This is a genomic window from Lentzea atacamensis, from assembly GCF_003269295.1.
Lineage (GTDB): Bacteria > Actinomycetota > Actinomycetes > Mycobacteriales > Pseudonocardiaceae > Lentzea > Lentzea atacamensis.
The window spans coordinates 526,076-548,689 of record NZ_QLTT01000002.1; the positions used below are offsets into that span (position 1 = coordinate 526,076).

Below are 22,614 nucleotides of genomic sequence, written 5' to 3' on the forward strand. Positions count from 1 at the left end.
GTGTGCCTCCGTGCTCCGCCTCGGCGCCGACATTAGCGCGGCTTGCAGGCGGAAAGCGGACTTAGCGCAGACATCAGCGGAGAATCGGCAGCTATTGACGCCAATGTCAGCGCCTTCGACGAAGAAATCAGTCTTCCGAAAGGCACACTCTGATGAGTACAGCAACGGGCGCGGGGGCTTCCCCGCCCACCTTCTACACAGTGCCCGAAGCGGCACAGATCTTGCGAGTGGATGCAGCGACCATCTACCGGGCCATCAGGGAGAACTCGTTCCCTGCGATCCGGTTGCGGACGCGATACGTGGTGCCCGCCCGAGCAGTGGAGGAGCTGGCCAAGCAGGCATCCGACACCGGCGGCGTGGTCGACGTCGCGAAGTGGGCCGCCGAACAGCGCGAGTTCCGCGAGTACCAGCAGCGGATCGGCGGTGTGTGGTGAACCAGGAGAACTACTACGAGCTCGTGGCGGCGGAGCTCGACCGCTACGCGAAGGTGCCGGATGAGGTCCTGCTGGAGATCGTGACGCGGGACGGTGCGTGCATGTGGTTGTGGGCCAACGAGGACGGCCCGGAGTGGGAGGAGGAGATCAGCGACAGGGAGGCTGCCGCGCGGTTGTGTGCGGATTGCCCGATCCGTGGCGTGTGCTTGGAGCTGGAGTTGCGTACGGCCGGTGAGGACACCGTGGGTGTGTGGGGTGGTCTGTCGCAAGAGGACCGCCGCCTGGTCTACCGGGCGTGGCGTGCCCGCCGTGAAGGCGGTGGGCCGTCGTGACGATCAATCTGACTCCGACGCAGATCCTCGCTGTGCTGGGTGTGGTCGTGGTGCTGCTGTGGGTCTGGCGGGCAAGCGCCCGGCGGGCGAAGGCGGCGGCGAACGCGGCGCGTGCTGGTGCACGACTGCTGTCGCTGACTGGCCGAGTGCTGGTGATGGCCGGAGTGATCGTGGGCGTGCAGTGGCTGGTGATCACGCATCGGGGCGACACGGTGTTGTTGCTGGTGGTGCTCGGACTGCCGGCGTTGTTCGCGGCATACACGCTCACGAAAGCACTCACGATCACCTCGTACGAGAGTCCTCGTAGCCGGGGTGACCGGCGATGAGGACGGCACTGCAGAAGGTTCGGGAAGGGGCGGCCGCCTTCGGGCGGCCACCCGCCCCGGCGGCGAAGCTAGCCGCCGATGCGGCGGAAGCGGCGGAACTGCGCGCGTACGCAACGCATCCGGACGTGATCGCGTTGCGGGTCGAGCGGGTGCGCGCTCAGGTGGACCGCTTGTGTTGGGTCGGGATCGTGCTCGGTCTCGGGTTCACGATGACCAACGTGCAGTCGTTCGCGGCGGCGGGTACGCCGGCGTGGTCGTTGCCGTGGCTGGCGGCGTGGTTGCTCGATCCCACGGTGTCGCTGGTGCTGCTGGCCATCCTGCGAGCCGAGCAGGTGACCGCGCGGTACCAGGTGCGCACGGGTGCGTGGACGCGTCGGGCGAAGTGGTTCACGCTCGCGGCCACGTACGTGATGAACACGTGGCACTCGTGGGCGGCAGGGTCGGTGTCGGGCGTGGTGCTGCACTCGGTTCCGCCGCTGGTGGTGTTCGTCGCCGCTGAAGCGGTCACGGATCTGCGCGACAAGCTGACCGAGGCGGTTGCGGCGGCGTTCACGGAAGCGTCCAGGCGCACGGTGCCAGTCACCGCGGACTTGCCCACGAAGGCCGTTCATGAACCCGTGAAACCCAAGCAGCGCAACAACAAGCGTCCGCAGAGTCGAGTGTCGTTCTCCGAGTATCTGACGATGGCACGTGAAGCGTGGTCGCCTGGTGTCGTGGTGAGTCCGGCGTGGGTGCGCGGTGTCACTGGCTGCTCGCGCGGGCTGTCGTCGCGGTTGGCGGCCACCCTCGCGGCCGAGGTGCAGGGTGGTGACGGCGATGAGTGAGCGCGATGGAGAACTCGTCGGCGTGGACTCCTCCCTGCCTGTGCGGGCGGTGCTCGAAGGCGAGTTCGTGAACGACGTCCCGCCGGTCGAGCGGACGTCGTGGCGTGGGCGGGCCGTGAACTGGTGGCGGCGTTCACCGCGTGTGCCGTTGTGGGCGAAGGATCGCGTTCACGCGGTGCAGGCCGTGAAGGATCTCGTGGTGGCCTTGCTGCGTTCACCGTTCCGGTTCATGGGCGCGGTCGTGCGCGGCCTGGTGGTCGCGGTCCGGTGGTGGCGTTCGTGGGTCACTGTGCGGGACTACCGGGAGGCTGCCGAGCAGTCGGAGAAGCTCGCGGACAAGTTCACCGACATTCGGGAGCTGACGTTGTTCCGGTGGAAGGTCACCGGGGCCACGGTGGTCACGGTGGCGGTCGTGCTCGCGGTGCTCGATCTCGTGTACGGGCACCGGATGCTGTGGATCGCCGGAGGTATCTGCGCGGTGGCGCTGGCGATCCTCGGTCGCCGGAAGGATGGCAGCCCTGGACGTAAGGCGGTGCTCGCCGGTCCGCGCACACTGACGTGGACGATGGACCCTCAGGTGCTCGTGGACGCGTTCCGGGACGCCAAGCTCATCGGGAAGGACGAGACGCTGCGCCTGGTCGACCGGGCCACGCGCAGGGGCGAAGGATGGGCGGTCACCGTCGACCTGCCCGCCACCCGCAAGGCGGCCGACGTCGTCAAGCACAGGGAAGCGCTCGCCTCCGCGCTCGCGGTGGATGAGATCCAGCTCAGTGTGGAGCGGGTGCGCGGCAACGGCGGGCACGCCGGACGGGTGGCGATGTGGGTGGCCGATGAGGACCCCTACGCCAAGCCACCCATCCGGACACCATTGCTGGCGGTGCATCGGTGGGACGCGTGGCGGCCGGTGCCGTTCGGCACCGACGCACGCGGACGCCGGATCGACCTGCCGTTGGTGTGGACGTCGGTTCTGATCGGCGCGATTCCTAGGCAGGGCAAGACAATGGCTGAACGGTTGGCGGCCGCGGGCTTGATCTTAGACCCGCACACCAGGCTGTACGTGGCGGACTTCAAGAACGGCAAGGACTGGAAGGCAGCCGAGCAAGTCGCGCACCGGTTCATGTCCGGCGACGGCAGCGAGCACGTGCTGACGTTCCTGGACTGGCTCGTGGAACTGGTCGCCGATGTCCAGGGCCGCTACCGGCGGATGCAGGATCTCGATGACCTGACGTGCCCGGAGTCGAAGGTGACGCCGGACATGTCCCGTGATCCAGCGCTGGACATGCCGATCACGGCCCTGGTCGTGGATGAGGTTCAGATTCCGTTGGAGGACCGTACTCCCGTTGAGGTGCAAGGGAAGAAGCTCACCGCTGGCGAGTACATCGGCGAGTTGCTGACCTGGCTGGCGAAGAAGGCGCCGGCCGCCGGAGTGATCCTGGTACTCGCGACGCAACGGCCGGACAGCAAGACCATCCCGTCCAGCCTGCGCGCCGTGCTCGGGTCGCGGTTCGCGTTGCGGGTGATGGACTGGCGCGACAGCAACATCATCCTCGGGGAACAGATGAACACACGCGGGTACGACTCCAGTCGTCTCCTGCCCTCCCACAAGGGCGTGGGCATCCTGCGACCCGACGGAGAGACCCAAGCCGGCGCGGATGTGCTCGCGCTGACCGTGCGCACGTTCTACATGCCCAACGAGGACTGGAGGGAGATCTGCCAACGAGGGCGAGCGTTGCGCGAGGCGGAAGGCACGCTCACCGGACACGCGGCGGGGCAGGCATCGCAACCGGTGCTCGACCACGCGGCCGTGGCGAAGGCCATTGGCGGCGGGGCAGCCGCACCCGCTGCCGCCGAACGCGTGGACGAAATCGAGCTAGCGGAACCGCTGGCGTCCGTTGCGGACTACCTCTCCGATGATCTCGGCAGCGACAACGGACGGGACTTCGTACCCACGGCCGAACTCGTGGACGCGTTGGGAGTCGAGCCGAAGGGGTTCGGGCTCGACATGGCCGAGTTCGGCTGTAGTCCCACCCGTGACCGCGTGCCCACCGAGGACGGCGTGAAGCAGGTACGCGGCTACGCCGTCGCCGACATCCGGGCGGCGATCCGGCGTGCCCGCGACGCCGCAGTGATCGAGGCAGAGGTGATCGACGATGATCACTGACCCGTCACAACCCGTCCCATCGGACCCGTCACCCGTCACACATCCTGTGACGGGTACCAAACCGGTACTCACCAGTGGAAACGGGCCACCGTGACGGGTGTGACGCGTGACGGATGACCCGTCACAACCGCAGGAAAACGGCCGTGTGCCGCGCCATCTCGACACAGGCGCGGCACACGGCCGACCCGTCACTACGTGATCGTGCGCCGCCGTGGCCGCGACGCGGCACGCTGGTAGTCGTCCACGAGCCGGGCCAGCGCTTCCGTCCGGTTTCGCCACGGACCGCCATGCACGCGCATCAGGCTCGCGGTCTGCGCCTCCCAGCGACTGCTACGCCGACCGGTCACAGACAACATCGGTTCCAGGAACCCCACCAGGACCGGAGCGTCCTCAGCACCTGCCAGCACCCGCCACCCGGTTCGGGTCGGGTCTGACGACCGCTCAAGCCGGACCGTATCCAGATCCAGCGGCGCAGTCCGCGCAGGGGGCTTCGCGCGGCTCGTTCGCGGCTTGTCTTGCGTGACGGGTTTCGTGACAGGCGGTGCGGGCGGCTCGTCCGCCGGGATGGCGGGGGCTGGCGTCACGAGCCGGGCGAGTTCGGCAGCGGCATCCGCAAGTCGACTCGCGGCCTGCTCCGTGTCACTGTTCGCCAGTACGGCGTGGCGTACCTCGGCAGCCGCCGCCTCCACTGCGGCCACGGCCGCCAGCACGTCACCGTGGTCCGTGACCAGTCGCGCACGGCGGGCACGCTGCCGACACGTCGCGTTGTGGTAACGCGCCGGTCGCCCACGCTTCGCCCCCAGCGACAACGGTTGCCCGCATCCCGCACAGTCCACGACGCACCACCCGATTCGTGACAAGTTTCGTGACGCACGCCGAGCGTAGCAGGGGACGTCACGAAACGCGTCACGAAAGTTGGTCGGCGGTGTCTTTCAGGGACTGCGCGGCCTCGATCAGTCGCCCGATGGTGTCGTCGGCAGGAAATGCTTCGGTCACCAGCCGCTCGAAGGTCTCGGCGTACGGCCGCCGCTCGCGCTCCGCCTCCAGCCACGTCCCGCCGTGCAGGCTGTCGAGGTACACCACGTCCTCGAACTCGTCCTCACGGAACGACAGCAGGGTGAACGACGTCATGCCCGCGAACGCGCCCAGCTCATCCGGTACCAGCCACACCCGTACGCCCGGAAGCTCAGCGAACGCAGCCAAGCGCAGCAACTGATCCGCCATCACGAGCGCACCGCCAACCGGCCGCCGCAGAACCGCCTCTCCCACCACGAGATCCAGTCGCAGCGACGGCCCTTTGCTGAGGTGGAGGGCCGCGCGCTTGCGGTAAGCGTCGCCGTAGTGGCGGTGACCCTGCTCTGACACCGCGTCCACCTGGACGCCGCGCAACGCAGCCTCGTACTCCGATGTCCAGACGACCGGGGGCAACACGTCGAGCCCGACCACCTGCACGTAGCTCGCTTCGGCCTCAACTTCGGCGTGTGTCCACCCGACGCAGGACGAGGCATCACCGGACAGCAGATCGAACCTCAGAGGATCACGTGCGCGCTGCGCTCCCAGTACGACGGGCTTCCGTCGTTCGTCGCTGACCTTATACACCAGAGCAAGCGCGACGACGTCAACGTCAACGATCGGGACAAGCGCGTTCTGCATCATGGACGTCTTGGCCGACGACCAACCCACACGCTCGCCTACCTCCGCCAGGCTCAAGTCGCTTTCCTTGCGCCACAACGCAAGTGCACGACCAACCGCGCGGTTCTGAAGGTTGGATTTGAAGTTCTTGGGCATAGTCGGCTCGCTCGGTAAGTTGTGAAGCTGACGCGGTGCCGCACACCGCGTCAGCTCCCCTTGCCAACCCCGGTTGTGTGAGACGGAGTCCGGAGGCTGGCGGCTTTGTGTCCTCAAGAGACAGACTTACGTCTTGCCGTTTCGTCGCCGGGAGGACATATGGCGTCGTACAGACGGACAATCAGCGCTTTGGAAGCGGCCTCGTCCAAGCTTCTCGCGTCAAGCGCGCGAATGACCTTCTCGTAGCCCCTGATCGCGTCCTTCGCTTCGGCAAAGAGACTGGAGTTCTCCGTATCCACCCACACCAGCGGTTCGTACTTCGCAAAGGTCATGTGAGTGAACGGCCCCGCCATGCCCGGATGCGCGCCAAGAGCAGCGGGCACGATCCGGATCGTCGTGTTCGCCCACTTCGCCATGAGCAGGAGATGGAGCAGCTGTCCGGCGTGCACTTCGGCGCCACCGACGCACAGGTTCAGCGCCAACTCGTGGATGAAGAACGTGCACTTCTTGCCGCCGCGAAGGAGCTCCTGCATCGCAAGCTGCGCCTTCACCCGATCTTGCAGCTCGGACTCCGGCACCGTGGAGGAAGTGAGTAGCACCTCACGCATGTAGTCGACCGTCTGAAGAAGCAGCGGCACCGCGTGCGTGTGCCAGCTCGTCAGCGTCTCGGCCACCGCCAGGTTTTCGACGGCGGTGCGAAGCCAGACCGGCGCACAGGTGCCGTGTTGCTGCCACCACCCCTTGACGTGCGCTACCGGATACAGCGACAGCAGGTGGGCGACTTCAGCGGCCTTGGCTCGACAGGCGCCCAGCAACGTCGCGATTTCGATCTGACTCGCTCCGCCTTTGCCGTTCACCACATCCGAGAGCTTGGCCTCGTCCCAGTCCACGATTTCGGCGACCGCGCGCGAGGTCAGGCCTGCACCCGCGATGGCCGCACGGACGCCGGCGCCGAACTCCCGTCCACACGCGGTGGAAGTCCTCTTTGGCATGTGTCTAGTTCCTCGCGCTGGTTCGGAGAATGGCCCGGACGCCTTCGAGTGCCATGCGCAGCTCTTCACGCGCCCACACAGCCTTCTGTGCGGCGTCAGTGCAGCGACGGAGGTAGTGCCTGCCGAGCAGCACGACGTAGAGCGGAGGCAGCACCAGCCAGAGGAGGAACAGAAAGATCCCCGTTGCGTCCCACACCATGCGTCACCGCCTCCGTAGGCCTCAGATCCGCCGACATCAGCTTCTTGGACGGCAGATCGGGTGTAAATGACCAGGCAGAGACCTAAAGCGACTTCTCGCGACCTACACTCATCGGCGCTGACATTAGCGAGACGGAGGGGTCGGCCGATGAGTTCCTCACCTCGGAACGGGCAGCCACGCACGTTGTTCGGTGAGCTGCTCCGGCAGCGGCGACAGACCGCGCAGGAGTTCAGCGAGCAGGCCGAGACTTTCGCGCGTGAACATGGCCTGGACGCAACGCTCAGCCCGCGCCATGTGCAGCGCCTCGCGTCCGGCGTCACGTCTGAGGGGCGGCCAGTCCGGAGCGTGCACCAGTCGACGCGCCGACTGCTTGAGGAAATGCTCGGGGTCCCCATTGCCCGACTACTTGAGCCGGTGCGGAAGTCAGAGAAGAACTGGCGACATCCCACCGAAGAAGATCTTGGATTGCGTGCGAGGATTGCAGCAGGGCGAAACCTCGATACCGAGACTGTCTCCTTGCTTCGGCGCAAACTCGACATAACCCGAGTTATTGATCGCCGACTCGGAGCATCGGCACTACTCGGCGAGCTTCGCGGCCAAATCGCTCAGATCGAGCGCGTGTTGTGCGACGTACTGAATCAACAGGTCCGTTCAGAACTTGCAGAAGTTCTGGTCGACGCGTCCGCACTCGCCGGATGGCAGTCACTAGATCAAGGTCTGGTCGAGGACTCGTGGGAGCACTACAACACTGCGAGAATGGCGGCACGCGAAGCAGGCTCGTACGCATTGGAGGCGTACGCCTGCGCAGGGCAAGCTGTCGTACTGCTCGACATTGGAGAAACACGAGCAGCCGTCGAACTCACTGAATACGCCCGAACAATCGCGAAGGGGCGAGTGCCCAAGCTTCTCTATTCATGGCTGACCGCGGGCTACGGTGAAGCCTGCGCGGCAGACGGAGAGAAACAGACATGCATACGAGTGTTCGATGAGGCGTTGCACTCAATATCGGATACGGTGGACAACTCCGACACGCCGTATCTGGTCTTTGACTCAACCCACCTGGCGCGGTGGCGAGGCAATGCGCTCGCTCGCCTCGGCGCACGGGAAGCGATCGATGTACTAACCGACGTCCTGCGTCGACTTGATCCGACATTCGCGCGAGCCGAGACGGCACTCAGGGTCGACCTCGTTCAGGTCCTGGCGGTTAATGACGAGAAAGAAGAAGCAGCCGCACATGCGGAGCGTGCGCGGCTGCTTGCTGCCCAGATTGGATCGGTGCGTCAAGGAAAGCGCCTCGCTGTTATGCAGCAGAGCCTCGGCTACTGACCGTCTCGCCGTGGTCGGCTAGGCATTCTGGACGCCAGCAGGTCCGCTGCCTGCTTATCTGCGCTTGGAACCCACGCCGCGTAGACGCGCAGTGTTGTTGCACCGCCGCCACCGTGGCCGAGGCGACCGGCGACGGTTCGGAGGTCCACGCCGGCCGTGAGCAACTCTGTCGCGCTGTAATGCCGGAGTTCGTGCAGATGGGTTTTCAAGTCCAGACCTGCGGCCATCCGCGAATACCGATGTGTGACGCCGTCGGGGTCTGCGTGCCGGTCGTGTCCAGCGGCATAGGAGAAAAGAAAAGTCTCGTTCGTAACTGGGACGCCTGCTGCTTCGCAGCGAGCGCGTACACGCTCAATCCACGTGGCGAGCAGGTCGGTTGTGGTTGGATCAACGCTGATCCGCCGAATCTGGTGCGACTTGGTTTCTTTTTCGATCAGTTTCCCGTCGCGAATCACGATGTTGGTGCGCGCTTCCACAACAGCGCGACATCCTTCAGTCTCGCAATTGTGCGGATCGGGCTTGGCATGGTCGAAGACGACCCGTGGCAAGCGGAGTGCGAGCAGCTCGCCACGGCGAAGCCCAGTGACCATTGTGAGCCAAACCAGGGTGCCCCACTGTTCGTCTTCTTCCCACGCCTTGTTGACGAGGAGTGCAGCCTGCTCGGGAGTCGGAGGATCGGGATTCGGTCGAGGTGCCCTAGGCTTCTTTGCGGCGTCCACAGGGTTGAAGGCGATCCAGTTCCAACGTACAGCTGCGTTCAGCGCACCGGACATCACAGCGTGAATCTGGCGGATAGACGATGGACCGAGCGGCTTGCAAGAGTGCGGCTTGCACCGGTCATCGCAATTGTGGTCCCTCTCGGTGCGGTGATCGATCAGCTTCATCCGTGGCTTGCAGCGACGGCGGCATCGCTTCACGTCGGTGGCGAAGTCCTCGAAGGCTTTCGGCCCGAGCTGGAGGAGGCGAGTCAGCGTTACGTCGCCGAATGCAGGACGGAGATATCTGCGGACGTACATCTTGTATCCGCTGAGAGTGGTTTCTTCGATGTCGTGGCCGGATAGCCATTCATCCAGGACTTCGCCGAATTTGGCATTGCTGCGGCTGGTCTTCTTCGTGGCGATCTGCGCGCGGAAGCTGTCACGCAGCTCGATCGCCTCGTCCTCAGTGGGGGCCTGACCTGACAGGACGATGTCCTTGCCCGTGACCTTGTCCTGTCCGAGGCCGTACACGCGCACCTGGTAGGTGTTGCCGCGCTTGCGGATGCCGGTGAGGTCCTTGACCAGCTTCTTCCTGCCCATGAACAGGCACGGTACGCCGGATTTACAGGACAAACGGCAGGACAAGATCCATTCGAACACCAGAACGAGTGAGTCTGTGGGCGGGTGTCTGTGCAGGTGAAAGCAATGTTGATCTATCTGACTATCCACTTTGGAGTGGCAAAAGCCTGTGGATTAAAAGTCTCCTGCTCTGCCAATTGAGCTAGCAGCCCTCGCCGCGACAGCCTACCGATCGTGGTCGGCGGGTGTCGCACGGGTTGCCAACCTCACGCTTGACGGATCTCGCCAACCCAAACGATCACGAGAGCGGCAGTGGGAGGATTGGGCAAGAGCGAGAGCGGATCCAAGTACCGCTGACCACTCAGAACCGGCTTCCATCGGAGTACGTCAGAACACCGACTCCGAGGAGCCAGCACATGCCGCTCAACCACTACGTCACCCTGGGCCGATCCGGCCTCCGAGTAAGCCCGCTCGCACTGGGCGCCATGACCTTCGGCGAGGACCCGGGATCAGCCGGCTGCAGCGTCGAGGAGTCCGGGAAGATCCTCACCGCCTACCTCGACCGCGGCGGAAACTTCATCGACACCGCCAACTTCTACACCAACGGCCACTCCGAGAAGATCCTCGGCGACTACTTCCGCAGGCGCGGCAACCGCGACCGGGTCGTGCTCGCCTCCAAGTTCTTCTTCAACATGCACCCCGGCGATCCCAACGGCGGCGGGGCCGGGCGGAGTGCCATCCGCAAGCAGCTCGACGAGACGTTGCGGCGGCTGCGGACGGACTACCTGGACCTCTACTGGCTGCACAACTGGGACCGGAACACCCCGATCGAGGAGACCATGAGGGCCCTCGACGATCTGGTGGGATCGGGCAAGGTGCGGTACATCGGGTTCTCCAACGTGCCGGCCTGGGTGACGGCCAGGGCGCAGACGATGGCCGAGCTGAACCGGTGGACGCCGTTGATCGCGTTGCAGGTCGAGTACTCGTTGCTGGCGCGGACGGTGGAGGGCGAGATTGCGCCGATGGCGCGGGACACGGGGATGGCGCTGGTGCCGTGGAGTCCGCTCAAGAACGGGTTCCTCAGCGGCAAGTACAAGAGGAACGTGCAGGTCAGCGACTCGACGAGGGCCAAGTTCGTCAATGCGCCCACCGAGGACGACTTCAAGGTCATCGACGTGGTCACCGCGATCGCCGAGCAGCACGGCACCACTGAAGCGGCTGTGTCGCTGGCCTGGCTCCGGGCGCGGGAGGGCACGGTGGTGCCGATCATCGGCGCGCGCAAGCTCGAGCACCTGGAGAGCAACCTCGAGGAGGTCACGCTCAGCCAGGAGCAGATCGATGTGCTCAACGACGTCTCCGCGCCTGACCTCAACTACCCCGCGCCGCTGCACGGCGAGCTCAGGGCCATGTTGCAGTTCGCCGGCACGACGGTGGACGGCGAGGCGTCGGGCGTCTACCCGCCGTTGCTCCAGAGCAGCGTTCGCTACTGAGGTAGAGCCTGCTCCACCTGATCAACGGCAGCGCACGTGACTGTGCGAGAAGCCCGCAGTTGGAAACCTGTGTTCAAGCCGAAAAGGGGAGGCACAGGATGAAGAAGACGCTGGTAGGAGTGCTGGCAGCGGCCATGCTGTTCACGGGAACGGCCATGGCCGCGCCTGCGACCACGGTGCAGAAGCAGCTTGACGGGCTCACCAAGCAGCACGAGTTTCCGGCTGCGCTCGCGACCACCACCGAAGGCAACGGCAGGACGACCGCGTACACGTCGGGCACGGCCGAGCTGGGCAAGAACGTGCCGGTGCCCAGGAACGGGCAGGTGCGGGTCGGGTCCAACACCAAGGCGTTCGTCGCCGCCGTGGTCATGCAGCTCGTCGCGGAGAAGAAGGTCGAGCTGGACGCGCCGGTCACGAAGTACCTGCCCGGCGCGATCAAGGACGAGCGGATCACCGTCCGGCAGCTGCTCAACCACACCAGCGGGCTCGCGAACTACACGCAGTACATGGGGCTCGACAAGTTCGAGGAGCTTCGGCACCGGTACTTCGAGCCGCGCGAGTTGCTGGACATCGGCAACGCGCACCCGCCCACCCACGAGCCCGGTGCGAAGTTCAAGTACAGCAACACGAACTACGTGCTGCTGGGCTTGCTCATCCAGAAGCTCACCGGCCGGCCGGTGGCGGAGAACGTCGACCAGCGGATCGTCAGGAAGCTCAACCTCCGCGACACCTACTGGCCCGGCGTCGGCGAGCAGGACATCAACGGCAAGCACCCGCACGGATATGCCAAGACCGGCAACGGTGTCGAGGACGTCACCGAGCTCGACCCCTCGTGGGGCTGGGCGGCCGGGCAGATCATCTCGACGACCAAGGACCTCAACGCCTTCTACCGCGGCCTGCTCAAGGGTGATCTGTTGCCGCAGAAGGAACTCGACGAGATGCGCAAGACCGTCGACACCGCGGGAGAGATGTGGCCGGGTGTCAGGTACGGGCTCGGCATCGCCAGCTTCTCGCTCACGTGCGGTGGCCAGTACTGGGGTCACGGCGGCGACATCCACGGGTACGAGACGCGGGGTGGTGTGACTGAGCAGGGCAGGGCGTTCGCCGTTGCCGTCACGGCATTGCCCGGCACGTTCTTGGACACGCCGGAAGAAGCGGCGCAGGCGCACGATGCGGTCCTGGCCACTGTGGACAGTGCTCTGTGCGGTGCGAAATGATGTTCGTAGCGGCACTGACAGCCCTGTCGCTGGCGATTCCCCAGCAGCTGGACCAGATCGTCCAGGAGGGCACGCCCGGCGTGGAGGCGCACGCCAACGGCCGCAACTTCGCCGCGGGCAACGCGCCGGTCAACGGCAGGGTGCGGATCGGCAGCATCACCAAGTCGTTCGTGGCGGTGGCGACCCTGCAGCTCGTGGCCGACGGCAAGGTCGAGCTCGACGGGCCGGTGAACAAGTACGTGCCGCAGGTCAAGGACAGTCGCGTCACCGTGCGCCAGGTTCTGCAGCACACCAGCGGATTGCCGGACTACACGCGGGCACTTGGTGTAGCCAAGATCGGTGACGTGCGGAACGTGCACTTCGAGCCGCACGAACTGCTGGACGCGGGGCTGAAGCAACAACCGTCGTTCCAGCCCGGCGAGAAGTACGAGTACAGCAACACGAACTACGTCGTCGCCGGCCTCCTGATCCAGAAGGTGAGCGGGCGGCCGGTCGGCGAGGCGATCCAGGCCGTCATCAGCGAGGCCGGACTCGACCACACGTACTGGCCGAACCAGGGCGAGCAACGGATCCGGGGCAGGCACGCCCGCGCGTACGCGTTGAGCGACCTGCAGGACCCGAAGTCGGAAGTCGTCGACGCCACCGAGTTCGACCCGTCCGTCGCCTGGGCGTCCGGTGCGATGGTCTCCACGCCCGCCGATGTCGCCAAGTTCTACGAGACGCTGCTCAAGGGTGGTCTGCTGCCTGCGAAGCAGCTCGACGAGATGCGCAGGACCGTCGCCGTCGACGAGAAGAGCGGCTACGGACTCGGCCTGGAGAGCACCAAGCTGAGCTGCGGCGGGGTCTCGTGGGGGCACGGCGGAGCGATCCACGGCTGGGCGTCGCTCGGTGCCGCCACCGACAACGGACGCAGTGCCGCGGTCACGCTCACCGCGCTGCCCGGCACGTTCGGCAAGGATCCGGCCAGGACGTACCAGCAGATCGTCCAGGTCATGGACACCGCGCTCTGCAAGAAATGATCACTCGCGGGCGTACCGGAGCACCCAGAGCATGTCCTGCTCGGTGACCGGTCCGTCCGCGATGCACGCCCAAAGCCAGTCCGTCAGCGAGTCCGGATCGATGCCCGCCCCGATCAGCACCAGCTGAGTCGGGGCGTCGTCGACTCGGGTGAACGAGATGTACCCGCCGACGACGTGCAGCATGAACGTGCCGTGCTCGAACCGGGCGAAGCCCTTGGCGCGGAACAACCCCTCGGGCCGCGCCTGCAGGAAGTCCATGAACAGCTTGGGATGCAGGAACTCCGAGGACTCGAACGTCACGCTGTCGTAGGAAGCGTGCGCGTGCGTCGAGTGGTCGTCCAGATCGTCGAACGACAGCTGGCGCGGGCCCATGTCCGGTGGCCGCACCTCGAACAGCAACGCAGGGTCGATCCGCCCGTACGACACGGGCAGCACCGGCGCCTCGCAAGGCAGCGACGGCAACGAGTCGACCCGGTCGACCTTGTTCAGCACCACCAGATCCGCCAGCGCGAGATCGCGGTCCAGATGCGGCACGGCGCCGAGCTCGACGGCGTCGACCACGTAGATCAGCCCGCCGTACTCGACGCCTGGCGCCTGCAGCACCATCCTGATCAGCGTCGACGGCTCGGCAAGGCCGGACGCCTCGATCACGATGACGTCGAGGTCCGCCGAGGCCAGCTTCACCAGCATGGCGTCCAGCTCGGTGCCGTCCACCGCGCAGCACAGGCAGCCGTTCGACAGCGACACCATCGAGTCGACCTGCGCCGACACCGCGAGCGCGTCGATGTTGATCCGCCCGAAGTCGTTCACCACGACGCCGATCCGCGTGCCGCCTGACGTGCGCAGCAGGTGGTTGAGCAGGGTGGTCTTGCCGGAACCGAGGAAGCCGGCGAGCACTACGACGGGGATCACGGCCGTCCAGGCTACCTACCGCAGCGCGATCAGCTTCGCCAGTGCCTCGTCCAGCGGCATGTCGGTCGCCGCGGGGAACACGATCAGCTGGTCCACGCCGAGGTCCTCGTACTGCCGCACCACCGACGCGTCCAGCGGAGCTGTCGCGACGATGTTGATGGCCAGTGCGCCGAGTTCGTCCGGTCGTTCGGTGACCGCGGAGAGCCGGCGGATGCGCTTCAGGTTCGCCGCGGTCTCCTCGGGGGTGCCGATGCCGATCCACGCGTTTCCGCGCGTCAGTGCACGTCGCAAGGCCCCGTCGGAAGCTCCGCCGACGGCGATCCTGACGTTGGAGGGCCGCGGGTGGGCGTCGATGCCGCTGAACGACACGTGCTTGCCCTCGAAGGCCGGCTCGGGTGAGTGCCACAACGCCCGCATCGCGTCGATGTACTCGTCGGTGCGCTGGCCGCGGCCAGCGAACGGCACGCCGACCGCGGCGAACTCCTGGGGCAGGTAGCCCGCGCCGACGCCGAGCGTGAACCGGCCGTTGCTCAGCACGTCGAGCGACGCCACCTGCTTCGCGAGCACGACCGGGTTGCGCTGCGGGAGGATCACGATGCCGGTGCCCAGCTCGAGCCGGGTCGTGGCCGCGGCCACGAAACCCAGGCTGACCAGCGGGTCGAGCAGCGGCGTGTCCGGCTCCGACGGCGACGGGTCGACCCGCGGGCTCGGCAGCACGACGTGCTCGGACGTCCACCACGACCGGTAGCCGAGCTGTTCCACCAGCTCCGCCAGGCGGAGCGTTTCGGCGGGGGCGATCGTGTCGCCCATGTTCAGTCCCTGAACCCCCATGTCCATGATCACTTCAACGCGATGGTGACGCCGGTCATTCCCCCGGACTCAACAAATCCGCCTCACGAGGCATTGAGTCAGCAAGAAGGGGGCGATGATGACCGAGTTCGTGGCTGCCGCGCTGGCTTTTCCGACGGTGCTGTTCAGCTTGCTGGTGCTCGTGGTGCTGGCGTACTGGCTCACCGTCGCGTTGGTGGGTTTGGACTTCGACGCCCCGGTGCTGCCGATCTCGATCTCGGTCTTCGTCGTGATCACGTGGTTCGCCGCGCTGGTCGGCACGGTGCTGACGCCGGAGGGCAAGCTCCGCTACGCCGTCCTCGCCGGCGCGCTTCTGGTGGGCGCGCTCCTCACCAAGATCGTCCTGATCCCGGTCCGGAACTGGGCGAAGCCGGAGAAACCCGCCTCTCGCAACGACTTCGTGGGCCGCACGGCGATCGTGAAGACGACGCGGGTCACCGAGAACTACGGCCAGGCAGAGGTCACCGCCGACGACGGCGGAACGGCTGTCGTGCAGGTGCGAGCCGCGAGCAGCACCGAACTGAAAGCGGGCGAAACCGCGCTGATCTTCGACTACGACGCGGAAGGCGAGTTCTTCTGGGTCGTGGACATCACCACAGGGGGCTGACATGGGTGCGATTTCAACGGGGCTGCTCGTGCTGATCGCGGTGATCGTCGTCGTGCTGATCTTGGCGATGATCACGCTGAGCAGGCTGTTCAAGAAGTGTGAGCAGGGCAAGGCGCTGATCGTCTCGAAGATGCGCAAGGTCGACGTGACCTTCACCGGCACGGTCGTGCTACCGGTGTTGCACAGATGCGAGACGATGGACATATCGGTGAAGACCATCGAGATCCGCAGGGCCGGCAACGAGGGCCTGATCTGCCGCGACAACATCCGCGCGGACATCCGCATCACGTTCTTCGTGCGGGTCAACAAGACCGTCGAGGACGTCATCAAGGTCGCGCAGGCGATCGGCACCGAACGCGCGAGCCACGAGGCGACACTGCAGGAGCTGTTCAACGCCAAGTTCTCCGAGGCGCTCAAGACCGTCGGCAAGCAGCTCGACTTCGTGGACCTCTACACCCACCGCGACGAGTTCCGCGACCGGATCGTCCAGGTCATCGGCACCGACCTCAACGGCTACAGCCTCGAGGACGCGGCCATCGACTACCTGGAGCAGACGCCGCTCAAGCAGCTGGACCCGGCGAACATCCTGGACGCGCAGGGCATTCGCAAGATCACCGAGCTGACCGCGATCGAGCACGTCAAGACCAACGAGTTCACCCGCAACGAGGAGAAGGAGATCACGCGCCAGAACGTCAGCGCGCGTGAGGCGATCCTCGAGCTCGAACGGCGCCAGGCGGACGCGGAGATCAGGCAGAAGCGCGAGATCGAAACCGCCCGCGCGCAGCAGGAGGCGGAGACCCAGAAGGTCCAGGCAGAGGAACGCCTCAAGGCCAACACGGCGTTCATCCGCACGGAGGAGCAGCTCGGCATCCAGGCCGAGAACAAGGCACGCGAGATCGCCGTGGCGGAGAAGAACCGCGAGCGCGTGATCGCCGTCGAGACCGAGCGCATCGAGAAGGACCGCCTGCTGGAGGTCATCGCGCGCGAACGCGAGACGTCGCTGCGCATGATCGAGAAGGACAAGGAGCTCGAGCACGAGCGCCGCGCCATCGCCGACCTGGTGCGCGAGCGGGTCGCGGTCGAGAAGACCGTGGCCGAGCAGGAGGAGAACATCAAGCGGCTGCGCGCGGTCGAGGAGGCCGAGCGCGAGCGGCAGCAGATCGTGATCATGGCGGAGGCCGAGGCGCAGCAGTCGCTGGTCAAGGACATCAAGGCCGCAGAGGCCGCGGAACAGGCCGCGCAGCACAAGGCTCGCGAGGTCGTCGTGCTCGCCGAGTCCCGCCAGCAGGCCGCGGATCTCGACGCCCGCGCCAAGATCCGGCTCGCCGAGGGCATCCAGGCCGAGACCGCCGCGGCCGGCCTCGCGAACGTCCAGGTCAGGGAACGCGACGCCGAGGCCATCGAGAAGGTCGGCCGCGCCGAGGCCGTCGTCGACCGGGAGAAGGCCCTGGCCGACGCCGAGGGCATCAAGGAACGCCTCAAGGGCGAGGCGGAAGGCCTGTCGCACAAGGCGGAGGCGATGGCCGCGCTCGACACCGCGACCCGCGAGCACGAGGAGTACCGCCTGCGCCTGGAGGCCGAGAAGGAGATCAGGCTCAGGGGCATCGACGTGCAGCGCCAGATCGCCGAGGCGCAGGCGATGGTGCTGGCCGCCGGGCTGGAGAAGGCCGACATCGACATCGTCGGCGGCGACACGATGTTCTTCGACAAGATCGCCAGTGCGATCACCGCCGGCAAGCAGGTCGACGGGTTCGTCGGCAGCTCGGACGTCGTGCAGGCGCTCGGTGCCAAGTGGATGGACGGGTCGCAGAGCTTCCCCGAGGACCTGACCAGGATCCTAAGCTCGTTCACCACCGGTGACGCGCAGAACCTCGCGGCCGCGTTGGCCCTGACCCAGATGGCCAAGGTCAACGGGCAGAACGCATGACGCAACTCGACGCCGGCACCTACGAGGTGCTGCGGGCCCGGCTGGCCGAGCAGGCCACCGGGCTCGCCAGGAGCACCGAGGCGCTGAACGACCGGCGCGTCGAGACGTTCGGCAGCACAGCGCTCGAACTCGTTGCCACCGAACGGATTCGCACCGAGAACAACTGCGTACCGCGCGACATCGTGCCTCTCGGTGACCTGATGCTGTTCGGCTACAACGTGTTCATGGGCCTCAAGCCCGAGACGACGGTCAACGACGTCTTCGCGGTCCACGGCAAGGACTTCGGCGCGGTCGAAGCGGAGTTCCTGAACGATCCCAAGTTCCGCAACGACTTCGCCGAGCTCTACCGGTACTACCGCGACACACGGCTGCTCCAGCTGCGGATCGTCGAGTCACGGCTGCTCGCGGTGTTCCAGACCGGTGCGCGGATCGAGGACATCCGCGTGCTGCGCTGGGACATCGCGGTCGACGGCACGGTCACCTATCTCGACAACCGCGGCGACCGCGACCACGTGTTCCCGCCGTCGCACGACGTCACGTGGGTCGAGACCACCCGTGAGCAGCACGTGCTCGGCCGCCACCCGCACATCGCGATCGAGAACGAGGTCTTCGTCGAGACGGTCGGCGGCACGCTGACCGTCAAGATCGAGAACAACACCGAGACCGGCGAGGGCGTCTACGAGGAGCCCGTCGACGAGCCGCTGCAGAGCCTCGCGGACGCGGACGTGCACTACGCCCGCGTCGGTCCCCTGATCCTGCTGCGCATCCGCCCGTACAACGAGACGGTGTGGCGGCACCTGGTCTTCAACACCCGCACCAAGGCGGTGGCGAGGCTCGACGGCATCGGCCAGGCGTGCCAGCGGCTGCCGGAGGACCAGGGGATCATCTTCCCCGGCGGCTACTACCTCGTCACAGGTGCGGACAAAACGTTCGACATCGACACGGACGACCTGGAGTTCGAGCGGGTCATCCGGTCGGCGAACGGCGAGGACGTGCTGTTCGTCTACCACGCCCGCCGCGAGGGTCGCAGCTTGTTGTTGCCCTACAACGTGATCCGCAAGGAGGTCGCCACCCCGTTGGTGTGCCACGGCTACTCGCTCTTCGCCGACGGCACGCTGGTGATCTTCCGCGAGACCGGCTCCGAACCCGTGCGCGTGCACCCGATGCAGGTCTGGCGCACGCCGTTCCTGCAGGACGAGGTGCTGCCCGAGCAGGCAGGCCCCCTCGCCCGCATCGGCAACGCCGAACTCGTCCGCGGCATCTCGGACTGCCTGAGCATCACGCGCATGGCCGCCGAGATGACCCCGAACGCGCCGGTGTTCGAGGGCCTGATCGCCCTGTGCACCAGGGTGATCGACAGCGTCCACTGGCTGGCTGAGCTGGGGCTGAGGGAAGACGTCCTGGCCGTCCGCGCCACCGCGGAACAGGTGCTGGACGAGTTCGAGGCCGTCCGCAAGCTCACCGAGCACGCCGCCGAGCAGCTCCGCACCGCTTCCGAGAAGCTCGCCTCGCTGGTCCGGCGGGCCAGGTCTGCGGCGCCGAGAAGTGCCGACGAGTGGGTCCGGCTGCTGGCCGACCTGCGGTCCGCCCAGGGCCGCCTGATCACCCTCAAGGACCTCAGGTACGTCGACCTCGGCGAGATCGACCGCCGCGAAGCCGAGCTCGTCGAGGAACTGGGCGCGTCAGCACGCCGCGCCGTCGCGTTCCTCAGCGGCGAGGGCGCGTTCACCCAGTACCACGAGGAGATCGACCAGATCGCGGCCGCGGAGCTGAAGACCGCCGCCGAGGCGAAGCCGCTGCGCGAACGGCTCGCGCAGCAGCAGGCCGGCCTGGAGGTGCTGACCGAGGTCGTCAGCACGCTCGACGCCGCCGACACGACCACCCGCACGACGATCCTCGCGAGCATCGGCGAGGTCCTGGCCGCGGTGAACCGCGCACGCGCCACAGTGGACGGTCGCAGGGCTCATCTCGCCTCCGCGGAGGGCCGGGCGGAGTTCGCCGCCGAGTTCGCACTGCTCGGCCAGGCCATCACCGGCGCGCTCGCGGCCGCGGACAGTCCGCAGCGCTGCGACGACCAGCTCGGCCGGTTGCTGCTGCAGCTGGAGAACCTGGAGTCGCGGTTCGGCGAGTTCGACGACTTCCTCGCCCAGATCGGCTCCAGGCGGACGGACGTCTACGAGGCCTTCTCCGCCCGCAAGCAGACGCTGCTCGACGAACGGGCGCGCAAGGCCGACAGACTCGTGCAGTCGGCCGAACGCGTACTCGGTACGATCCGCCGTCGCGTCGGGAAGCTCACCTCGACCGACGAGATCAATACATACTTCGCCGGCGATCCCATGGTCGCCAAGGTCCGCAACGTCGCGAACGAGCTGCGCCGGCTCGGCGACGTGCGGGCGGACGAGCTCGACGCGAGTCTGCGCGATGCCCGGCAAGAGGGAGGCCGGGCACTGCGGGACCGGGCCGATCTGTACGACGGCGCGTCGATCGTGCTCGGTCGTCACCGCTTCCCGGTGACGACCGAGCCGATGAACCTCACCCTGGTGCCGCGCGACGGCCGGCTGTTCTACGCGGTCACCGGCACCGACTACCGCAGCGAGGTCACCGACCCGGAGTTCGCAGGGACGAAGAGGTTCTGGGACCAGCTGCTGGTCTCGGAAACGCAGGACGTCTACCGGTCCGAGCACCTCGCCGCCTGCCTGCTCGCCGAAGGCCGCACCGACGTCGCCAACGCTGCTGCCGAACGCTACGACGAGGGTTACGAGAAGGGCGTCCACGACCACGACGCCGCGAAGATTCTCGCGGTCCTGCAACGACTTCACGCCGGTGCCGGACTCCTGAGGTATCCGCCGGCGACCCGTGCGGCAGCGCAGATCTTCTGGTCCGAACAGCCGGAAGACCAGCGGGCGGTGTGGGCGCGCAAGGCCGAGTCACTGGCCCGTGCGCGCATGATTTTCGGTGGCACCCATGGCATTCCGGAGCTGACAAGGCAGTTCGGCCTGGACGAACTGGCTTCCGAGTACCTGTTCGAGGAACTCGCCTGCGAGCCGAAGGGATTCGTCACCAGCAAGGCCGCCCGCGCGGTGATCGACAGGTTCCGCGCGGTGGTGACCGAGGACCTGTCCGATCGCGACCTGATCGAGGCGTGGCTGCGGGCGTTCCTCGGAGACGAGGACTGCCCGGAGTTCCCCGAGGTCGTCGCCGTCCTCCTCACCGACCTTCCGCGCTACGACTCCAGCGCCGCGCTGACCGAGCCGGTCACCGGCCTGCTCGGCACGCATCCCAGGATCGAAGGCCAGTCGATGGAGCTCCGCCTGGACGAGACCCTGACCAGGCTGCGCCACTTCCACCGCGAACAGGTCCCCGCGTTCCGCGCCTACCAGCGGCAACGCGACGAGCTCATCGCACAGGAACGCCGCCGGCTCCGGCTCGACGACTACCGCCCGGCGGTGCTGAACACGTTCGTGCGCAACCGGTTGCTGAACGAGGTCTACCTGCCGTTGATCGGCGACAACCTCGCCAAGCAGCTGAACGACGGCACGGGCCTGCTGATGCTGATCTCCCCGCCCGGCTACGGCAAGACGACGCTGATGGAGTACGTCGCGAACCGCCTGGGCATGGTGTTCGTCAAGGTCAACGGCCCCGCACTGGGCAGCGGCGTCACGTCACTCGACCCGGAGGAGGCACCGAATGCCACGGCCCGTCAGGAGGTCGAGCGGATCAACTTCGCGTTCGCCCTGGGCAGCAACGTTCTGCTGCACCTCGACGACATCCAGCACACATCGCCTGAGCTGCTGCAGAAGTTCATCTCGCTGTGCGACGCACAACGACGCGTTGACGGCGTGTGGGACGGCGAGGCACGCACGTTCGACCTGCGGGGCAAGCGGTTCGCGGTGTCGATGGCAGGGAACCCGTACACCGAGACGGGCCGCGCCTTCCGCGTTCCGGACATGCTCGCGAACCGCGCGGACGTGTGGAACCTCGGCGACGTGCTGTCCGGTCGCGACGCCCTGTTTGCGTTGAGCTACCTGGAGAACGCGTCCGCCGCCAACCCGACGCTGAACGGCGTCGACGTGGAACCGTTGGTGCGACTGGCGAACGGCGAGAGCGTCCGCCACGAGCACGAGACCGTCGAGCTGGAACGGATGCTGTCCGTGGTGCGGAAGCTGCAGCGGATCCAGGAGGTCGTGCTCAAGGTCAACCAGGAGTACATCGCGTCGGCGGCGAGCGGTGGCTCGTTCCTGTTGCAGGGCAGCTATCGCAACATGAACCGGATGGCGGCCAGGATCGTCCCGGCGATGAACGACGACGAGGTCGAGGCGTTGATCGACGACCACTACCTCGGCGAGGCCCAGCTGCTCGGCACCCGAGCGGAGGAGAACCTCCGCCGACTGGCCGAGTTGAAGAGCTAATCGCAGTCGAAGTCCAGCTCGTCGAGCTCGCGGCCCTTGTGGTCGCGAAAATCGATCAGGTGGTGGTTCTCGACGTACTCGCACAGCTCCTTCGGCGTGAGCGGCCACGGCAGGCAGCGCTCGAAGTGCTTGTAGTCGCACCGCAGCAGGTCGAAGACGTCATGTGGCCGCGACGTCGTCGTCGGCACAGACGAGGTGGGCGCCGGCTTCTGCCGGGGAAGCGGTTTGGCGGCCACCGGAGGAGGTGGCGGTGCGGTGGTGGTGACCACCACAGGACCGACGGCGGAGACGGTCGTGGTGGCGGTGGCGGTGATGGTCTCCGGTGGCAGGGGTGGCGGAGCCACCAGCCGGATGTCCACCGGTTTGTCCGGAGGGGCCGCGAACAACGCCGCGACCAGGGCAGCGCCCATCACCGCCACCGCGGCTGCCAAGTAGCCGCGGCGTCTGACACGAGTCATCGCTTTCGCTCCCCAGGTTCCGCCTGCCCGGTAGCCGCCGTCCCCGTGGAATCGTTGCGCCCGCTAA

Annotated in this window: 20 protein-coding genes; 12 read left to right on the forward strand and 8 right to left on the reverse strand. The window is 66.5% G+C overall.

Features of this window, described 5'->3' with window-relative positions; translation table 11 throughout:
• The first annotated feature begins 152 nt into the window (after nt 1-152).
• The 5 genes from C8D87_RS11350 to C8D87_RS11370 are packed head-to-tail and all read left to right on the forward strand — an operon-like array spanning nt 153 to nt 4,077.
• Nucleotides 153-434, forward strand: a complete 282-nt coding sequence (locus C8D87_RS11350; RefSeq protein WP_112226623.1) for a helix-turn-helix domain-containing protein — start codon at nt 153-155, stop codon at nt 432-434.
• Nucleotides 431-766 (forward strand): WhiB family transcriptional regulator, encoded by a 336-nt coding sequence (locus C8D87_RS11355; protein ID WP_325049654.1) that lies wholly within the window; start codon nt 431-433, stop codon nt 764-766. Before C8D87_RS11350 ends, C8D87_RS11355 begins: the two co-directional genes overlap by 4 nt.
• The gene (locus C8D87_RS11360) at nt 763-1,092 is read left to right on the forward strand and encodes a hypothetical protein (protein WP_112226624.1); all 330 of its coding nucleotides are present in this window, start codon (nt 763-765) and stop codon (nt 1,090-1,092) included. Before C8D87_RS11355 ends, C8D87_RS11360 begins: the two co-directional genes overlap by 4 nt.
• A complete protein-coding gene (locus tag C8D87_RS11365; RefSeq protein ID WP_233442035.1) occupies nt 1,089-1,916 on the forward strand; it encodes a hypothetical protein in 828 nt (275 codons plus the stop codon). Before C8D87_RS11360 ends, C8D87_RS11365 begins: the two co-directional genes overlap by 4 nt.
• Nucleotides 1,909-4,077: an FtsK/SpoIIIE domain-containing protein gene (locus C8D87_RS11370; RefSeq protein WP_112227040.1), complete on the forward strand. Its 2,169-nt coding sequence runs from the start codon at nt 1,909-1,911 to the stop codon at nt 4,075-4,077. The genes C8D87_RS11365 and C8D87_RS11370 overlap by 8 nt, the downstream gene beginning before the upstream one ends.
• Before the next feature lie 191 nt (nt 4,078-4,268).
• On the opposite strand, the gene C8D87_RS45070 is transcribed toward C8D87_RS11370, so the two are convergent.
• From C8D87_RS45070 to C8D87_RS11390, 4 genes are all read right to left on the reverse strand, one after another.
• Nucleotides 4,269-4,787, reverse strand: coding sequence for a hypothetical protein (locus C8D87_RS45070; protein ID WP_146771680.1), 519 nt, complete (start codon nt 4,785-4,787; stop codon nt 4,269-4,271).
• Between the two features lie 196 nt (nt 4,788-4,983).
• A complete protein-coding gene (locus C8D87_RS11380) occupies nt 4,984-5,865 on the reverse strand; it encodes a DUF5753 domain-containing protein (RefSeq protein ID WP_146771681.1) in 882 nt (293 codons plus the stop codon).
• Nucleotides 5,866-5,978: 113 nt separating this feature from the next.
• Nucleotides 5,979-6,857 carry a DUF5753 domain-containing protein gene (locus C8D87_RS11385; protein ID WP_112226627.1) on the reverse strand — a complete coding sequence of 293 codons (879 nt, stop codon included), beginning with the start codon at nt 6,855-6,857 and terminating at the stop codon, nt 5,979-5,981.
• 4 nt (nt 6,858-6,861) lie between these two features.
• Nucleotides 6,862-7,056 carry a hypothetical protein gene (locus C8D87_RS11390; RefSeq protein WP_112226628.1) on the reverse strand — a complete coding sequence of 65 codons (195 nt, stop codon included), beginning with the start codon at nt 7,054-7,056 and terminating at the stop codon, nt 6,862-6,864.
• Nucleotides 7,057-7,239: 183 nt separating this feature from the next.
• Here C8D87_RS11390 and C8D87_RS45075 point away from each other — a divergent pair, with 183 nt between their 5' ends.
• Nucleotides 7,240-8,382, forward strand: coding sequence for a hypothetical protein (locus tag C8D87_RS45075; RefSeq protein WP_146771682.1), 1,143 nt, complete (start codon nt 7,240-7,242; stop codon nt 8,380-8,382).
• Here the strand turns inward: C8D87_RS45075 and C8D87_RS11395 are convergent.
• The gene (locus tag C8D87_RS11395; RefSeq protein WP_112226629.1) at nt 8,376-9,680 is read right to left on the reverse strand and encodes a tyrosine-type recombinase/integrase; all 1,305 of its coding nucleotides are present in this window, start codon (nt 9,678-9,680) and stop codon (nt 8,376-8,378) included. The genes C8D87_RS45075 and C8D87_RS11395 overlap by 7 nt on opposite strands.
• 395 nt (nt 9,681-10,075) lie before the next feature.
• Here C8D87_RS11395 and C8D87_RS11400 point away from each other — a divergent pair, with 395 nt between their 5' ends.
• From C8D87_RS11400 to C8D87_RS11410, 3 genes are all read left to right on the forward strand, one after another.
• Nucleotides 10,076-11,149 (forward strand): aldo/keto reductase, encoded by a 1,074-nt coding sequence (locus C8D87_RS11400; RefSeq protein WP_112226630.1) that lies wholly within the window; start codon nt 10,076-10,078, stop codon nt 11,147-11,149.
• A gap of 98 nt (nt 11,150-11,247) precedes the next feature.
• Entirely contained in the window at nt 11,248-12,366 is a 1,119-nt protein-coding gene (locus C8D87_RS11405) for a serine hydrolase domain-containing protein (RefSeq protein WP_112226631.1), read from the forward strand.
• Nucleotides 12,363-13,385, forward strand: a complete 1,023-nt coding sequence (locus tag C8D87_RS11410) for a serine hydrolase domain-containing protein (protein WP_112226632.1) — start codon at nt 12,363-12,365, stop codon at nt 13,383-13,385. Before C8D87_RS11405 ends, C8D87_RS11410 begins: the two co-directional genes overlap by 4 nt.
• Here the strand turns inward: C8D87_RS11410 and C8D87_RS11415 are convergent, their stop codons facing one another.
• Nucleotides 13,386-14,297, reverse strand: coding sequence for a CobW family GTP-binding protein (locus tag C8D87_RS11415; RefSeq protein ID WP_112226633.1), 912 nt, complete (start codon nt 14,295-14,297; stop codon nt 13,386-13,388). It lies immediately after the preceding gene.
• Between the two features lie 15 nt (nt 14,298-14,312).
• Nucleotides 14,313-15,107: an LLM class F420-dependent oxidoreductase gene (locus C8D87_RS11420; protein ID WP_170166396.1), complete on the reverse strand. Its 795-nt coding sequence runs from the start codon at nt 15,105-15,107 to the stop codon at nt 14,313-14,315.
• A gap of 115 nt (nt 15,108-15,222) precedes the next feature.
• Here C8D87_RS11420 and C8D87_RS11425 point away from each other — a divergent pair, with 115 nt between their 5' ends.
• Genes C8D87_RS11425 through C8D87_RS11435 form a run of 3 tightly spaced genes read left to right on the forward strand, consistent with a single transcriptional unit; the run spans nt 15,223 to nt 22,089 of the window.
• Complete coding sequence (locus C8D87_RS11425) at nt 15,223-15,753, forward strand: hypothetical protein (RefSeq protein WP_233442036.1); 531 nt, start codon at nt 15,223-15,225, stop codon at nt 15,751-15,753.
• A gap of 1 nt (nt 15,754) precedes the next feature.
• Nucleotides 15,755-17,680: a flotillin family protein gene (locus C8D87_RS11430; protein ID WP_233439098.1), complete on the forward strand. Its 1,926-nt coding sequence runs from the start codon at nt 15,755-15,757 to the stop codon at nt 17,678-17,680.
• Complete coding sequence (locus C8D87_RS11435; protein WP_112226635.1) at nt 17,677-22,089, forward strand: DNA repair ATPase; 4,413 nt, start codon at nt 17,677-17,679, stop codon at nt 22,087-22,089. Before C8D87_RS11430 ends, C8D87_RS11435 begins: the two co-directional genes overlap by 4 nt.
• Here C8D87_RS11435 and C8D87_RS11440 read toward each other — a convergent pair.
• Nucleotides 22,086-22,547, reverse strand: coding sequence for a hypothetical protein (locus tag C8D87_RS11440; RefSeq protein ID WP_146231342.1), 462 nt, complete (start codon nt 22,545-22,547; stop codon nt 22,086-22,088). The two genes, C8D87_RS11435 and C8D87_RS11440, sit on opposite strands and share 4 nt — an antisense overlap.
• Nucleotides 22,548-22,614 lie beyond the last annotated feature (67 nt).

Bases quoted from the DNA above. Each gene is read 5' to 3' on its own strand.
- C8D87_RS11370 (WP_112227040.1), top strand. From the start codon at position 1,909: ATGAGTGAGCGCGATGGAGAACTCGTCGGCGTGGACTCCTCCCTGCCT.
- C8D87_RS11400 (WP_112226630.1), top strand. From the start codon at position 10,076: ATGCCGCTCAACCACTACGTCACCCTGGGCCGATCCGGCCTCCGAGTA.
- C8D87_RS11380 (WP_146771681.1), bottom strand. From the start codon at position 5,865: ATGCCCAAGAACTTCAAATCCAACCTTCAGAACCGCGCGGTTGGTCGT.
- C8D87_RS11395 (WP_112226629.1), bottom strand. From the start codon at position 9,680: ATGGGCAGGAAGAAGCTGGTCAAGGACCTCACCGGCATCCGCAAGCGC.
- C8D87_RS11420 (WP_170166396.1), bottom strand. From the start codon at position 15,107: ATGGGCGACACGATCGCCCCCGCCGAAACGCTCCGCCTGGCGGAGCTG.
- C8D87_RS11430 (WP_233439098.1), top strand. From the start codon at position 15,755: ATGGGTGCGATTTCAACGGGGCTGCTCGTGCTGATCGCGGTGATCGTC.
- C8D87_RS11410 (WP_112226632.1), top strand. From the start codon at position 12,363: ATGATGTTCGTAGCGGCACTGACAGCCCTGTCGCTGGCGATTCCCCAG.
- C8D87_RS11350 (WP_112226623.1), top strand. From the start codon at position 153: ATGAGTACAGCAACGGGCGCGGGGGCTTCCCCGCCCACCTTCTACACA.
- C8D87_RS11425 (WP_233442036.1), top strand. From the start codon at position 15,223: ATGATGACCGAGTTCGTGGCTGCCGCGCTGGCTTTTCCGACGGTGCTG.
- C8D87_RS11390 (WP_112226628.1), bottom strand. From the start codon at position 7,056: ATGGTGTGGGACGCAACGGGGATCTTTCTGTTCCTCCTCTGGCTGGTG.
- C8D87_RS11435 (WP_112226635.1), top strand. From the start codon at position 17,677: ATGACGCAACTCGACGCCGGCACCTACGAGGTGCTGCGGGCCCGGCTG.
- C8D87_RS11405 (WP_112226631.1), top strand. From the start codon at position 11,248: ATGAAGAAGACGCTGGTAGGAGTGCTGGCAGCGGCCATGCTGTTCACG.
- C8D87_RS11365 (WP_233442035.1), top strand. From the start codon at position 1,089: ATGAGGACGGCACTGCAGAAGGTTCGGGAAGGGGCGGCCGCCTTCGGG.
- C8D87_RS11385 (WP_112226627.1), bottom strand. From the start codon at position 6,857: ATGCCAAAGAGGACTTCCACCGCGTGTGGACGGGAGTTCGGCGCCGGC.
- C8D87_RS11440 (WP_146231342.1), bottom strand. From the start codon at position 22,547: ATGACTCGTGTCAGACGCCGCGGCTACTTGGCAGCCGCGGTGGCGGTG.